This window comes from Stackebrandtia albiflava (assembly GCF_007994225.1).
Taxonomy (GTDB): Bacteria; Actinomycetota; Actinomycetes; order Mycobacteriales; family Micromonosporaceae; genus Stackebrandtia; species Stackebrandtia albiflava.
In genome coordinates, this window is record NZ_VLLL01000011.1 from 1 (window position 1) to 13,847 (window position 13,847).

Annotated in this window: 13 protein-coding genes; 8 read left to right on the top strand and 5 right to left on the bottom strand. The window is 69.5% G+C overall.

Annotated elements, in window-relative coordinates; all coding sequences use genetic code 11:
- Positions 1-118: 118 nt before the first annotated feature.
- The 5 genes from LX16_RS24510 to eccD form a co-directional block, all read right to left on the bottom strand.
- Positions 119-1,480 carry a S8 family serine peptidase gene (locus tag LX16_RS24510; RefSeq protein WP_147144147.1) on the bottom strand — a complete coding sequence of 454 codons (1,362 nt, stop codon included), beginning with the start codon at positions 1,478-1,480 and terminating at the stop codon, positions 119-121.
- Positions 1,477-2,979 (bottom strand): type VII secretion protein EccB, encoded by a 1,503-nt coding sequence (gene eccB, locus LX16_RS24515; protein WP_147144150.1) that lies wholly within the window; start codon positions 2,977-2,979, stop codon positions 1,477-1,479. The genes LX16_RS24510 and eccB overlap by 4 nt, the downstream gene beginning before the upstream one ends.
- A gap of 182 nt (positions 2,980-3,161) precedes the next feature.
- Positions 3,162-3,464, bottom strand: coding sequence for a WXG100 family type VII secretion target (locus tag LX16_RS24520; RefSeq protein ID WP_147144153.1), 303 nt, complete (start codon positions 3,462-3,464; stop codon positions 3,162-3,164).
- Positions 3,465-3,513: 49 nt separating this feature from the next.
- Positions 3,514-3,843, bottom strand: a complete 330-nt coding sequence (locus tag LX16_RS24525; protein ID WP_147144156.1) for a hypothetical protein — start codon at positions 3,841-3,843, stop codon at positions 3,514-3,516.
- A 215-nt stretch (positions 3,844-4,058) separates the two neighbouring features.
- A complete protein-coding gene (gene eccD, locus LX16_RS24530) occupies positions 4,059-5,465 on the bottom strand; it encodes a type VII secretion integral membrane protein EccD (RefSeq protein WP_158645728.1) in 1,407 nt (468 codons plus the stop codon).
- A 397-nt stretch (positions 5,466-5,862) separates the two neighbouring features.
- Between eccD and eccCa the strand changes: the two genes are divergently transcribed.
- The 8 genes from eccCa to LX16_RS24570 all read left to right on the top strand — a co-directional run bounded on the left by eccCa (position 5,863) and on the right by LX16_RS24570 (position 13,837).
- The gene (gene eccCa, locus LX16_RS24535) at positions 5,863-9,849 is read left to right on the top strand and encodes a type VII secretion protein EccCa (RefSeq protein ID WP_147144162.1); all 3,987 of its coding nucleotides are present in this window, start codon (positions 5,863-5,865) and stop codon (positions 9,847-9,849) included.
- Between the two features lie 122 nt (positions 9,850-9,971).
- Positions 9,972-10,223 carry a hypothetical protein gene (locus tag LX16_RS24540; protein ID WP_147144165.1) on the top strand — a complete coding sequence of 84 codons (252 nt, stop codon included), beginning with the start codon at positions 9,972-9,974 and terminating at the stop codon, positions 10,221-10,223.
- Complete coding sequence (locus LX16_RS24545; RefSeq protein ID WP_147144168.1) at positions 10,220-10,522, top strand: YbaB/EbfC family nucleoid-associated protein; 303 nt, start codon at positions 10,220-10,222, stop codon at positions 10,520-10,522. The genes LX16_RS24540 and LX16_RS24545 overlap by 4 nt, the downstream gene beginning before the upstream one ends.
- 153 nt (positions 10,523-10,675) lie before the next feature.
- Positions 10,676-10,954 carry a hypothetical protein gene (locus LX16_RS24550; RefSeq protein ID WP_147144169.1) on the top strand — a complete coding sequence of 93 codons (279 nt, stop codon included), beginning with the start codon at positions 10,676-10,678 and terminating at the stop codon, positions 10,952-10,954.
- A gap of 286 nt (positions 10,955-11,240) precedes the next feature.
- Positions 11,241-12,518: a M18 family aminopeptidase gene (locus LX16_RS24555; RefSeq protein WP_147144171.1), complete on the top strand. Its 1,278-nt coding sequence runs from the start codon at positions 11,241-11,243 to the stop codon at positions 12,516-12,518.
- A 67-nt stretch (positions 12,519-12,585) separates the two neighbouring features.
- On the top strand, positions 12,586-13,029 hold the full coding sequence (locus LX16_RS24560; protein ID WP_244615969.1) for a DivIVA domain-containing protein: 444 nt from the start codon (positions 12,586-12,588) through the stop codon (positions 13,027-13,029).
- On the top strand, positions 13,026-13,622 hold the full coding sequence (locus tag LX16_RS24565) for a DNA-3-methyladenine glycosylase I (protein WP_147144173.1): 597 nt from the start codon (positions 13,026-13,028) through the stop codon (positions 13,620-13,622). The genes LX16_RS24560 and LX16_RS24565 overlap by 4 nt, the downstream gene beginning before the upstream one ends.
- Entirely contained in the window at positions 13,619-13,837 is a 219-nt protein-coding gene (locus tag LX16_RS24570) for a hypothetical protein (RefSeq protein WP_147144176.1), read from the top strand. The genes LX16_RS24565 and LX16_RS24570 overlap by 4 nt, the downstream gene beginning before the upstream one ends.
- The last annotated feature ends 10 nt before the right edge of the window (positions 13,838-13,847 follow it).

Here is a 13,847-nt window from a genome sequence, read left to right on the forward strand (position 1 = left end):
CACACGACTAGAGGGTCTGAGCCCGGTCGAGTACCGGGCCCAGACCCTCGCGGCCTAACCTTCAATAACCGGTCCAACTATCAGGGACCAGTTCACATGACCGCCGGCCCCCTCCACGTCATTGCTTGAGTCCCTTGATGCCCTGGAACAGGGCGATCGGGTCGCCGTCGTCGACGGGTTCGATCATGTCCTCTCTGGACGCCCGGCCGATCCGCCACCGCGCGCGTTTGCCGCGCCGCAACGCGGCGACCCCCAGGAGGGCGGCGGTGAACACCGCGAGCGCGGCCACGCCGGCCGACGTCGCCCACCGCATGGCCATCGCGTCGAACTCCTGGTTCTGCACCTGTTGCTCGGTCAGTACCGGCGGGTCCATGCTGAGCACCGGTTCGGGCTCGGAACCGCTGAGTCGTTCGGTGGCCGCCCGCACCGGGTCCACCATGCCGTACCCGTACTGGTCGGAGCGGGTGGCGCCGGCGACGCTGCTGGCGGTGCCCATGATCTGGATCGCGATCTCCTCGGGCGTCCAGTCCGGGTACATCTCGACGAGCAGCGCGGCGGTACCCGCCACGTAGGCGGCCGCGCTGGAGGTGCCGCCGAAGGCGATCTGGAAGTTCCCGTCGTGTTGCGGCGCACCGATCTCCAGGCCGGGAGCCACCACGTCCACCCACGGCCCCCACTGCGACTCGGCGGTCTTGACGAGGTGGGAGTTGACGGCTCCGACACCGATCACGCCCTCGTACGCGGCCGGGTACGACGGCGTGGTGGCCGCCTCGGGGTCCTCCTCGATGTTGCCCTCGTTGCCGGCCGAGGCGACGAGCACGATCCCCGCGTCCACGGCGGCGGCGACGGCCTCGGCGATCACCGGGTGGTCGACGGAGAACTTCAGCGACATGTTGATGACGTCGACGTCCTGCGAGACCGCGTAGTCGATGGCGGCGGCGAAGTCGTTCTGGTCGACGAGGATGTTGTCGTCCTTGTCCTCGTTGGCGTCGTCCTGGTCGGCGGGGACGGTGTTGGCGATCCGGATGGGAAGGATCCGGGCGTCGGGCGCCATACCGTGGAAGCCGTTCTCCGGCGATTCGCTGCCGGCGATGATGCCGGCGACCGCCGTGCCGTGACCGACACAGTCCCGTGTGGCGCCGTCGCCGAGGTTCTGTTCGTCCTTGTCGGTGGACTCCACGTCGATGTACGCCTTGCCGGAGTCGACCTTGCCGTCCAGCAGCGGATGATCGGCCTGCACACCCGAGTCCAGAACAGCGACGGTGACGCCCTCGCCGGTGGCGTTGGGCCACACCAGTTCCGGCTTCAGAAGCCGTTGCGGCCACAGGTTGGCGTCGGGTACCTCGTCGGCGACGACGCTGTCCCGAGGCTTGTTCTCGCAGTCGTCGCCGGCCCACGCGGGCTGCGGTGACGCGACCAGCAGGCCGGCGGCGGCCACACTCGATACGGTCAGAGCGGCGAGCCGGGGGACGAGTCTCATTCCTCGGGCTCCTTGTCGTTGGCGAACGCCGTCTCGATCGCCGCCTGCGGGTCGAGGGCCGCGCCCTGCGGCACCAGGCTCAACAGGCCCGCCGACATGACGACGGCGTGGGAGGGCTCGTATCCCATGGCGGACAACGGGTCTTTAGCCGCGACGATCTCGTACCGGGCTTCCTCGTTCTTGGTGGGCATCACGATCGGGAAGTTCTGGCCGCCGACGATGAGCGAGAACGCGCCCTCGGTGCCGCCGGTGCGCACCAGCATGCCGCGTCCCGGCGGCACGACGATGCGGTCGGCGTAGACCTCGCCCTCGGTCGACAGGCGCTGCGTCTCGATCCCCGGGTTCACCGGGAGAGAGGCGGACAGTTCGATGCCCGGCTCGTCGCCGTCGAAGCCGACGCAGGCCGGGGAGGCCGCCCAGTTGTCCGGGACGGTGGGGATCTCGGTCGGCAGCGCCGCACGCCAGGCCGCCTCGTCGTCACGGTCGGGAAGGAACATGTGGAGGTTCTCGCCGACGCTGGCCGACGCCTCCTGGGCGGCGTTGCCGGAGAGGTACTGGGACTGGCCGGTGGCGCCCATGAACAGCTCCGCCTGCAGCGGGCTGATGGGAGCGGCACCGTCGCGCAGCGCCACGTAGTACTCGGTGTTTCCGCCGGCGGTGTTCTCGATGACCTGGCCGACCTTCGCGCCGGAGATGCCGGAGTCCTCGCCCATGCCGCTGACGGCGGGGACCTCCAGGTTCTCACCCGAGGGGAGCGACTTGGTGAACGCCGGTGCCACGATCGCCCGCTGCTGCGATGCCAGGCCGAGCGCGCTGAGCGTCAGTTCGGGGTCGGGGATGAGGTGCTTGTATCCGCCGGAGGAAACCAGGTACACCTCCTCGCCCTCGTTGATCAGCAGGGCCTGGTTGGCCGCCATGGGGGTGCCGCTGGTGAGGCGTTCGCCCACGTACAGCAGTGAGATCGCCGCGTTCTCCTCCTGCGTCGGGTCGGTGCAGACGGTGAACAGCGGCGCCGCGAGCAGGTGTTCGGGGAGGGGGAGCGAGTCGGGGGCGCCCACGATGCCGACCGGCATGCCACGTGGCGGGACCTCACCGTCGATCCCCTCGCCGGTCAGGGAGCGTTGGCTCACCTCGACGGTCGCCGTGGTGCCGGCCAGCAGCGCCGCCGACGCGAAGTTGGTGACGGGGTAGAGCTTCTGCGGGAACTGGTCGGTGGCCTGCTCCTCGGACGGGAACACCACGTACTTGGTGCCGGTCTCCTCCTCCAGGACGATGAAGTTCCCCTTCCACCAGGTCTCGTCCTTGCCGAAGCTGGCGAACAGGCCGATGAGTGCCGTGACGGCCAGTGCCAGGATGCTGATCATGATTCCGGCGAAGACGGCGCCGCCTGCGCGGCGGAACGGGGACTCGGCGGGGTCGGTCCTGCGGTACACCAGGGCCGATACCACGCGTTGCAGCAGGAACTGGTAGCTCTGCAACTGATCCCGTCGGGTGGCCATGTGGGGTTCTCCTTGAGGGTGTGCCGGCGTCGGTAACACGATATCGGGCGGAGCCCGTCCGGCCTGCGCTCCGGTGGCGGTTCCGGAGGGGTGGACACGCGACGGCGCCCCGCACGATGGGATCGTACGGGGCGCCGTCAATGCACGGTCGGCGTCGTGGCGACGCCTTCAGCCCAGGAGGCTTATCCGCCGAAGTAGGCCGCGGAACGGACGTCGGCGGCGCGGATGCCCTCGGAGCCCTCACCGAGCGCGACCTTCAGCGCGACCAGCGACTCGGCGATCGCGCCGGCGGCGGCGCGCCACTGCGACTTCAGGTCGTGGTAGGCGACCTGGGCGTCGGAGCCACTCCAGGCCTCACCGGTGTCGAGCGGCTTGAGCTTGCTCTCGATGGCGTCCAGCTCCATGTCCATCTGCATGATGAACTTGTCGATGGCGTCCTGGCCGTTCTTGATGCCGACGTAGTTGTACCTGATCAGATCACCCATTGTGATCTCCTTCTAAGAATCGATTCCGGGTAGGGATGTGAACGGGTGATCACTGACCGTTGGTCAGCAGGGCGACGGCGTCGGTTCCCAGCGAGTTCTCGATGGTCCGCGAGTTGGTGTCGTCCTCGTTGTTGAAGTTCAGGCTCGAGTCCTTGATACCGTTCCCGACCTGGTTGAGGGTGCGGTCGATGATGTCCAGGTTGACGCGCATTGTTTCCTGCACGTTCTGGAACGCCCGGCCGCCCTGACCCACGAGGTCGTACTTCATGGACTCCAGGTCGGAGAACATCTGACCGGCGAACTTGGCGATCTCCTCGCCACCGAGCAGGGCGGCGTCGGCGCCGTCCTGCATCGCAATGAGATCGGATTCCATTGACATGGTTGCCTCGGTTTCGCTAGGGGGTGTGACACCCGGTGAACGTGTTGCAGACGACAGTACCGCCCCCTGTCAAGGCACGCCAGCCCCCGATCCGAGACGGCACGAACCGGGGATTCACCCGAAACCACTGCCGCACCGGAGAAGCCGGTTCACCTGCGGAGACGGCCGTGGACCGGCACGCGGCCGGTCCACGGTGAACGATGGATGAATTATGGTCAGGCGGTCAGTCCCCGGAAGAAGGTGAACAGGCCGATGGCCGTACAGGCCACCGGGACCACCGCGACGATGAGGATGATGTCCACAATGTCGGCGATGCGGCCGATGTACGGCGACGGCGCCCGCTTGGAGTACAGCAGGCCCGCGGCGGTGCCGATCGCGATCAGCGGCACCACGACCGCCAGCAGGCCCAGCAGTTGCAGTCCCTCACCGAACAGGCCGACGGTGTCGTCGATGAGCATCACCAACGCCAGCAGGCCCGCCGCCAGCAGCGGCACCCGCTGCCGGACCGCCGGGAACAACCGCGCCCGCAGCAGGAACACGCAGGCGACGACCGCCACCAGGATGGGCGCGGCGGCGGGGAAGCCGTCCCGGTCGACCACGTACAGGCACAGCACGGTCGAGATGGAGGCGCCGATCAACAGGCCGGTGAGGAGTTCGTCGGCGCGCAGCACCTTCGCGAAGATCTCCTCCTTCGGCGGGTTGGGTGTGTCCTTGATGAGTTCCTTGGCGGATGTCGGCAGCTCCGGCATGGGCAGTTTCGCGAACCGCATCGACAGCACCGGGATGGACGGCAGGAACGCCACCACCAGCGACACCGAGGCCGCCGCGACACCGTCCGAGGTCCAACTCGTGAAGCTGAGGGCCGAGGCGATCAGGCCGATGAACCCGACGAACACGCCCGCGGCGAACACCCGCAGTCCCTCGCCGACCGCGTAGAAGCCGATGATGCTGAACATCAGGACCGCCGAGGAGGCGACCAGCAGTTGCGGCGTCCCGAACTCGGCGATGGTGTAGCCGCCGCCGAGGACGGTGTAACCGCCCAGCGCCGCGAACGGCAGTGCCAGGCCGCCCAGGGTCGCGCCGGCCTGGGAGTCGCCGGTCGCGCGCGACAGGGCCACGCCGATGACCAGCAGCACCGTCGCCACGACGATGCCCGCGACCCCCGGCCACAGCCAGGTGCCGCTGACGGGCGGGCCGGCGTTGAACAGTCCGTACAGGGTCAACGCGGAGGCCACGCCCGCGACCGACAGACCGGTGACGCGGGTGTGGTTGCCGTCCCAGGGTTTGCCGAGGACCTTGGCGCCGGCGGCGATCGCCTCCACGACGTCGTCGTACTCGCCCTCGGGCCAGTCGGCGTGCCGGGGTGCCAGGTGCAGGATCTCGCCGTCGCGGATCTGCTGCATCGCCATGGACTGCGAGGGGTTGATCGTCTTGCCGTCGGCGCGGCGCAGGTCGAAACCGCCGTGCTTCTCGGCGTCGTCGGCCGCGCCCTCCCCCGCGTAGTCGAGCACGGTCGGCAGCAGTTCGCTGACCGGAACGTGGTCGGGTAGCACGAGGTCGATACGCCGTCGTGGCGCGGAGACCGTGATCCGCGTCAGGCCGGTACGAATTGCCGTGGTCACCGTCAATGTTCCTTACATCTATGGGCTCGGTTGGTGGTTCCGATCCGCGGCCGTCGGCCCCGCCCGCCCCGGCGTCTCCCGCCGGTGGGAACGGTCCGCTCCCCGCGAGGGGGTGGGGGTGGCGTACGCCGCGGCGCGTGGAGCGCGCCACACCTTCGGCGATGTGCCGCATACTGCCACGTGAACCGGAGTCACCGCCTGCCGGACACCCACCTGGTGTGGCGGTGTGACGTCAGGTCCTTCAGACTATCGGCTATCCGCCAGCGGGTGGACCGGTGATACAGGGGCTTTGATGATGGTGCGCCGTCACCGTAGAGTGTGTGCTCACCCTTGAACTTCTCGACGTGACTCCCGCTGTCGAACGTCCCCACGAGAGCCAGAAAGAGGCGATCCGCTCATGGGTCTAGTCATGGTGAAGAAGCGCCCCCGGCGCCCGGCACCGGAATTGCCCGACGGCGACCTCCAGGTCGAGGCGCCGCCCGAGCTGCCGCCACCCGCCGGTAAGAACTGGCAGTCGATGCTCATGGTGCTGCCGATGGTGGCGGGTGCCGGTGCGATGGCGATGATGATGATGGCCTCGGGAACCGGCAGCGCCGGTATGGGCATGCTGCGCGGTATCAGTGGTGGTCTGTTCGCCGTCTCGATGCTGGGCATGGTCTTCATGAACATGTCGCAGGGACGCGGCCCCTCCAAGGAGGAGATGCTGCAACTGCGGCGCGACTTCCTGCGCAAGCTCGCCCAGCTGCGCCGGCAGGTCCACAAGACGCGGCGGGAGCAGCGGCGCGGCCTGTTCTACCGGCACCCCGACCCGGACACGTTGTGGAGTTCGGCGAGCAGCAGCCGCCTGTGGGAGCGGCGCTCGGGTGACGGCGACTTCGCGGTCGTCAGGATGGGCCTGGGGCCGCAGCAGTTGGCGACGCCGATCCGGGTGCCACCGTCGAAGCCGGTGGAGGACCTGGAACCGTTGTGCACGGCCGCGTTGCGGCGGTTCCTCAACACCAACGCGGTCGTCAACGACCTGCCGGTGGCGATGGACCTGCGCGGCTTCTCGAAGATGTACTTCCGGGGCGAGGTGGAGCGCAGCCGCGGCCTGGTGCGCGCGATGATCTCGCAGGTCGCGACCTGGCACAGCCCCGACGAGATGCTGGTCGCGGTGTGCGCGTCCCCGGCGAACATGGGCCACTGGGACTGGATGAAGTGGCTGCCGCACGTGCTGCACCCCGAGACCACCGACGCGCTCGGCCAGGTCCGGTTGATGGGCAACTCGCTGCGGGAGCTGGAGGAGCGGTTCGGTGAGCTGCTGGCGGGCCGGCCCCGGTTCAACCCGGCGTCGTCGCCGTGGGACGGCCACCACGTCATCGTGATCATGGACGGCGGGAACACACAGGGCGCCGACCACCTCGCCACCGAGGGTGGCGTGGAGGGTGTCACGATCCTCGACCTGAGCACCCCGCCGCCCCGCCAGTTGGAGCCCGGTCTGCTGCTGTTGCAGCACCAGGACAACGGGATGCTGCGGATGGGGACCGTCGACGCGATCGACGACATCCGCAAGCCGGACAGCCTGTCGCTGCCGGAGGCCGAGGCGCTGGCGCGCCGGTTGTCGCCGCTGCGGCAGAGCTTCAGCACCGGCGGCGGTGACGCCGACGACGACGGCGCCTTCGAGGGCAACCTGAGTTTCACCGACCTGCTCGACATCGGCGACCCCTACGACTACAACCCCGAGCGGGCCTGGGCGCCGCGCCCCAACCGGGACCGGTTGCGCGTGCCGATCGGTGTCGGCCCGGACGGACTCCCCGTCGACCTGGACATCAAGGAGTCCGCGCAGGACGGCATGGGCCCGCACGGCCTGATGATCGGTGCGACCGGTTCCGGTAAGTCCGAGGCGCTGCGGACACTGGTGTTGGCGCTGGCGGCGGTGCACTCGCCGGAGACGTTGAACTTCGTGCTCGTCGACTTCAAGGGTGGTGCGACGTTCACCCGGCTCGACAAGTTGCCGCACACCTCGGCGGTCATCACGAACCTGTCGGACGAGCTGGTCCTGGTGGACCGGATGAAGGACGCCATCGAGGGCGAGACGCTGCGGCGGCAGGAACTGCTGCGGTCGGCGGGCAAGTTCGCCTCGCTGCGCGACTACGAGAAGGCCCGGGCGGCGGGGGCGCCGATCGCGCCGCTTCCGAGCCTGCTGATCATCTGTGACGAGTTCTCGGAGCTGTTGGCGGCCAAGCCCGACTTCATCGACATGTTCGTGCAGATCGGCCGGGTGGGCCGGTCGCTGGGTGTCCACCTGCTGCTGGCGAGCCAGCGGCTGGAGGAGGGCAAGCTGCGCGGCCTGGACACGCACCTGTCGTACCGGATCGGTCTGCGGACGTTCTCGGCCATCGAGTCGCGGACCGTGCTGGGTGTCTCCGACGCCTACGAGCTTCCCCGGGCGCCCGGTCACGGTTACCTGCGGTTCGGTACCGAGCCGCTGATCCGGTTCCGCGCCTCCTACGTGTCGGGCGTCTACCAGCGCAGCGCGGCCGAGAAGGCGATCGCGGCGGCGGGCGGCCCGCAGGTCCGCGAGTTCACCGCGTCGTTCGTGGCTCCGCCGCCCAAGCCGAAGAAGGAGGAGAAGCCCGTCGAGGCCATCGACGACGAGTCGGTGGGCGAGTCCCTGATGGACATCCTCGTGTCCAAGATGGAGGGTAAGGGTACTCCGGCGCACAAGGTGTGGCTGGACCCGTTGGACATCCCGCCGACCCTGGACGAGTTGCTGCCGTTGACGACCACGCGGGAACGCGGTTTCGGTACCTCGCGTCCCGAGCAGCAGGGCGCGCTTTCGGTGCCGATCGCGTTGGTGGACAAGCCGTTCGAGCAGCGGCGTGACGTGGAGTGGCTGAAGCTGTCGGGTGCCTCGGGGCACCTGGCGATCGCCGGTGGCGCCCAGTCGGGCAAGTCGACGGCGTTGCGTTCCATCGTCGCCGGTCTCGCCCTGACCCACACCCCGGCCGAGGCGCAGATCTACTGCCTCGACTTCGGTGGTGGTGCCTTGGCGACGGTCCGGGACCTGCCGCACGTCGGCGCGGTCTACCAGCGGCTCGACGGCGACGAGGTGCGCCGGACCGCCGCGGAGGTCTACAACGCCCTGGAGGCGCGGGAGCAGCGGTTCGCGGCCAAGGGGATCGACTCGATGCCCACGTACCGCAAGATGCGCGCCGACGGGCGGGTCACCGACGACCCGTTCGGTGACATCTTCCTGATCATCGACGGCTGGCAGACGTTGCGGCAGGACTTCGACGACGTCGAGGCCGTCATCACCCAGATCGCGCAACGCGGTCTGTCCTACGGCGTCCACGTCATCGCGACGGCCTCCAAGTGGGGCGAGTTCCGGTCGGGCATCCGCGACCTGTTCGGCTCGAAGCTGGAGCTGAAGATCAACGACGTGTTCGACTCGCACGCCTCCCGGAAACTGGCCGAGGCGGTGCCCTCGGGACGCCCCGGCCGGGGCATCACCAAGGACGGCCTGCACCTGCTGACCGCGTTGCCGCGGGTGGACGGCCGGCCCGACGGGACCGACCTGGCCCCGGGCATCGAGAACCTCGTGGCGAAGGTCCGCGACGCGTGGACCGGCCCCGCCGCCCCCGCGGTGCGGCTGCTGCCCGCCCAGTTGCCCTACGAGGCGATGCGGGCCGAGGAGTACACCAACAAGTGGCACGTCCCGATCGGCATCGCGGAGGCGAACCTGCGGCCGGTCTACCTGGAACTGGACGTCGATCCGCACTTCATGTACCTGTCGGACGTCGAGACGGGCAAGAGCACGTTCCTGCGGCAGCTCATCAAGACCCTGGTGTCGCGGTGCAGCTCCCGCGAGGTGCAGTTCGTGCTGTTCGACTACCGGCGCAGCCTGCTGGGTGCGGTCCCGGAGAAGTACCTGGTCAAGCACTGCTCCACCAGCGAACAGTCCACCGAGATGGTGCAGGCGCTGGTGGCGGCGGCCAAGAGCCGGACCGCCCCGGACAACGTCACGCCGCAACAGCTGCGGGACCGCTCCTGGTGGGACGGCCCGGAGATGTTCGCGATCATCGACGACTTCGACCTGGTCGCGTCCGGCTACAGCAACCCGCTCACCCCGCTCATGGAGGTCGTGCCGCAGGGCCGCGACACCGGGCTCCACCTCATCGTGACCCGGCGCACCGGTGGTGTCAGCCGCGACCTGCACAGCGGCATCCTGGGACGCATGAAGGACCTGGCCACCCCCGGCTTCCAGGGATCCGCACCCAAGGCCGAGGGCCGGGTACTGGGCGAGATCAAGGCGTCCAAGATGCCCGCCGGACGCGGTTGGCTGGTCGACCGCAAACACGGAAACCGCAAGATCCAGACCGCCTACCTCCCACCGGAGATCTAGGCCTGCGAAGACACGCACGACGTGCCCGCCGCGGCCACCTTTCGCGGCGGGCACCACAGGGAGGAAATGTGCCAGGTACCGCCGAGTCACGTCCTGATTCGCTGCCTCGCCGGGGTGTCCGCGTGGACGCGGCCGGACCCGTCGCACCGGGAGACGCCGACACCCCCGCCGGAGACCGGATAGTGGTGGACCACACCGGGGAACTACTCGAACTCGCCTTGACCGACGCCGCGCTGACGGCCGGGCACCACGCCGTCGCCGACACGGTGCTGGGCCTGTACCGCAGGGCGCTCACCGTCGCCGAGGGCAACGCGGCCACCGCGAGCCACCCGGTGGGCGACCGGCTGCCGAACCGCCGGGCGGGTCTGCGGTGAACGGGCACGAGACGGAGTCCCCGGCGGGGGTGTCGGAACTCGACCGCGCCATGCAGCGGGAGGCCGTGCACGCCGACGCCCTGCAACGGCGGCTGGAGTCGGTGCGTTCCACGGCGGTGTCCTCGGACGGGACGGTGACCGCCGAGGTCGACTGCGCCGGTGCGCTGTGCCGTCTGGACCTGACACCGGAGTCGGTCGGGTTGGGCGCGGTCCTGCTGGCCGACACGATACGGCTCACCACCGCGCACGCCCGGGCGAGACTGCCGGAACGGCTTCGCGAAGCCGCCGACGCGGGCTGACGGCGGTCGGCCGCTCGGTCGGCCGACCCGGCCCGGCCGTCACGTTCCCCGTCGTCGCGGGGCGTGCCGTGCCGCATCCGTCACGCTCCCCGGTGGTGGTGACGGGTTAGGCTTGACACACCCGCTCGTCTCCCTTCAGTTAGCAGAGGTCCCATGTCAACGTCATCCCGATACGACTCGGACGATTGGTCCGGTAGGTCACAGGGTTTTGACGAGCCCGTCGAGGCCGCCGACACCGACGACGACTACATCGACGAGGAAACCCTCTGGACGCCCGCGCAGAAGGCGTTGCCGCCGGTCTTCGGCCGTTACGACAAGGACTCCGGCGAACGGCTCATGCACTACAGCGACGACGTCATCCAGAGCGCCAACAAGGACGACGACTTCGACTGGCAGGACAGCGAGGGCACCTCGATCGACATCGGCTTCTGAGCCGCCGAGTCCTCCCACCTTTTCGCGCCTTGGGTGGCGGCAGGCCCATCGACATGCCTCGAATGGGCCCGGATGTCCGTTTTCCGCCGGGCCTGTGCCCACCCAAGGCGGGCCCGTGCCCACCCAAGGCGGGCCTGTGCCCACCCAAGGCGGTTCGGGGTGATGGGAAAGGTGGGGAGGCGGCCGGACTGTGATCACCGTGATCCCGATCGGTCGGGGCGGCCGGCGGTGATGCCACGTAGGCTCGACCGCGTTCGCATCACGACTGTCAGGAGCCACCAGCACGATGATTGCCTTCGATCGCCGCCACACCGACGACCTGATCGAATTCGCCGCAGCGGCGACCTCCCCTTACCACGCCGCCGCCGAGGCCGCCGCCATCCTGTCGGAGGCCGGGTTCACCGCCCTGTCCGAGCGGGACGCCTGGGACGACAGCCCCGGCGGCAGGTACGTCGTGAGGGGTGGTGCCCTGATCGCCTGGGTGGTACCCGATACCGCCACCCGGACCACCGGTTTCCGTGTCTTCGGCGCGCACACCGACTCGCCCACCCTGAAGGTGAAGCCCACACCCGACACCGGCGGGTCCGGGTGGCGCCAGATCGCCGTCGAGATCTACGGCGGCGTGCCCCGCGACACCTGGCTCGACCGCGACCTGGGCGTGTCGGGGCGGCTCGTCACCCGCGACGGTGAGACCCACCTGGCCCGGATCGACCGCCCGCTGCTGCGGGTCCCCAGGCTCGCGATCCACCTCGACCGGCAGGTGAACGAGGGCCAGGTACTGGACGCGCAGACCCACATGACCCCGCTGTGGGGCCTGGGCGAACCCCACGAGGGCGAACTGATCGCGGTGGTCGCCGAGGCCGCGGGCGTCGACGCCGACGAGGTCACCGGCTGGGACCTCATGGTCCACGACGTCCAGCGTCCCGCCTACCTCGGCCGGGACGGTGAACTGCTGGCCTGCCCCCGCCTGGACAACCTGGTGTCGGTGCACGCCGGTGCCCGCGCCCTGGCGGCGCTCACCGGGCGGCCGCTCACGCACATCCCCGTACTGGCCGCCTTCGACCACGAGGAGTCCGGCAGCGAGTCGTCCACCGGCGCGGCGGGGCCGTTCCTGGAGACGGTGCTCCACCGGGTCCTGGCGGTGCGGGGCGCGTCGGTGGAGGACACCGCGCGGGCGTTCGCCGACAGTGTCGTGATGTCCTCCGACACCGGGCACTCGATCCACCCCAACTACCCCGAACGGCACGAGCCCGGCGACCCGCCCATCGCCGGTGGCGGCCCGATCCTGAAGGTCAACGTGAATCAGCGGTACGCCACCGACGGCCTCGGCCGTGCGGTGTTCGCCGCCGCCTGTGAACGCGCCGGGGTGCCGTGGCAGACGTACGTCAACCGGAACTCGCTGCCGTGTGGAACCACGATCGGCCCGATCACGGCCGCCCGGCTGGGGATCCTGACGGTCGACGTCGGCATCCCGATCCTGTCGATGCACTCCGCCCGGGAGCTGTGCGCGGCCGACGATCCGGCGCGTCTCGCGGCCGTGGCGGCGGCGTTCCTGTCGGACTGACCTCGACGCGGCGGCCGCCCGGGAGCGGTGGTGGCCGGTGTGGCCGCCGCATGCGAGGATGCTCACCATGCTGGAGTTGGTCCTGGTGTCGGCGGTGCTGGTGCTCGGTTGCGCCATCGCCTTCGCGATCGTGGTGCTGGTGACGGGCGACGACCCGGGACTGGTTCCGGTGTCGCAGGACGGCGCGCCGCTGGACCTGCCGTCCGACCGGCCGCTGTCGGAGGCGGACGTGCTGGCGACCCGGTTCGACACGGGACTGCGCGGCTACCGCACCAGCCAGGTCGACGACGCGTTCGCCAGGATGGCCTACGACGTCGGCTTCAAGGACGAACTGATCAAGGTATTGGCCGGTGAGGTCAGCGCGTTGCGGGCCGGGCGGCGCGACGAGGCCGACTCGTTGCGCGACGTCCGGCGCAAGGCGTTGGGCGAGCTCGGTGACGACACCGGTGCCACCGCGGCGATGGACCCGGACGCCGAGGTGGGTTCCGTCGAGGAGGGGAAGACGCCGTGACCGACCTGGTCACCGGGGACGACGGTCTGGCGCGTTGCGCGTGGGGCGTGGCTCCGGCCGTCTACCGGACGTACCACGACACCGAGTGGGGGCGGCGGCTCACCGGTGACGTCGCGTTGTTCGAGCGGATGAGCCTGGAGGCGTTCCAATCGGGACTGTCGTGGCTCGTGATCCTGCGTAAGCGGGAGGCGTTCCGTGCCGCCTTCGACGGTTTCCGGTTCGACCGGATCGCCGAGTACGACGAATCCGATGTGGAGCGACTGCTGGCCGACGCCGGCATCGTCCGCAACCGCGCCAAGATAACCGCGACCGTCGGCAACGCCCGTGCGGTCCTGGGACTTCCCGGATCGCTGTCCGATCTACTGTGGTCGTACGCTCCCGATTCGGGCCGGCCGCGACCGGCCGACTTCTCGGAGGTCCCCGCCGTCACACCGGAGTCCACCGCGATGGCCAAGCGGCTCAAGGGACTCGGATTCCGGTTCGTCGGACCGACCACCGCCTACGCACTCATGCAGGCCACCGGCATGGTGGACGACCACCTGGCCGGATGCCACGTGGCCACCACCCGAGAACCAGAAGGGACACCCCGATGACCGAGACCCCGGAACCGCAGCGGCAATGGCTGGTCACCCTGTCGATGCCGATCGAGGCCGGTGACCGGGCGCAGGCCGCCGCCGGATTCTGGGAGTACGTCAAGAACCTCGGCGCCGACGAGCTGCCGGTGTTCGTGTCCCCGATGACCGACGAGATGGCGATGCTCGCCTACGTCGGCGGAGTCGAGTCCGATCAGGACCCCGAGGAGGAGTGAGGCACCGGGC

Coding starts and splice junctions, on each gene's coding strand:
- LX16_RS24510 (WP_147144147.1), bottom strand. CDS start 1,480: ATGAGACTCGTCCCCCGGCTCGCCGCTCTGACCGTATCGAGTGTGGCC.
- eccB (WP_147144150.1), bottom strand. CDS start 2,979: ATGGCCACCCGACGGGATCAGTTGCAGAGCTACCAGTTCCTGCTGCAA.
- LX16_RS24520 (WP_147144153.1), bottom strand. CDS start 3,464: ATGGGTGATCTGATCAGGTACAACTACGTCGGCATCAAGAACGGCCAG.
- LX16_RS24525 (WP_147144156.1), bottom strand. CDS start 3,843: ATGTCAATGGAATCCGATCTCATTGCGATGCAGGACGGCGCCGACGCC.
- eccCa (WP_147144162.1), top strand. CDS start 5,863: ATGGGTCTAGTCATGGTGAAGAAGCGCCCCCGGCGCCCGGCACCGGAA.
- LX16_RS24550 (WP_147144169.1), top strand. CDS start 10,676: ATGTCAACGTCATCCCGATACGACTCGGACGATTGGTCCGGTAGGTCA.
- LX16_RS24555 (WP_147144171.1), top strand. CDS start 11,241: ATGATTGCCTTCGATCGCCGCCACACCGACGACCTGATCGAATTCGCC.
- LX16_RS24560 (WP_244615969.1), top strand. CDS start 12,586: ATGCTGGAGTTGGTCCTGGTGTCGGCGGTGCTGGTGCTCGGTTGCGCC.
- LX16_RS24570 (WP_147144176.1), top strand. CDS start 13,619: ATGACCGAGACCCCGGAACCGCAGCGGCAATGGCTGGTCACCCTGTCG.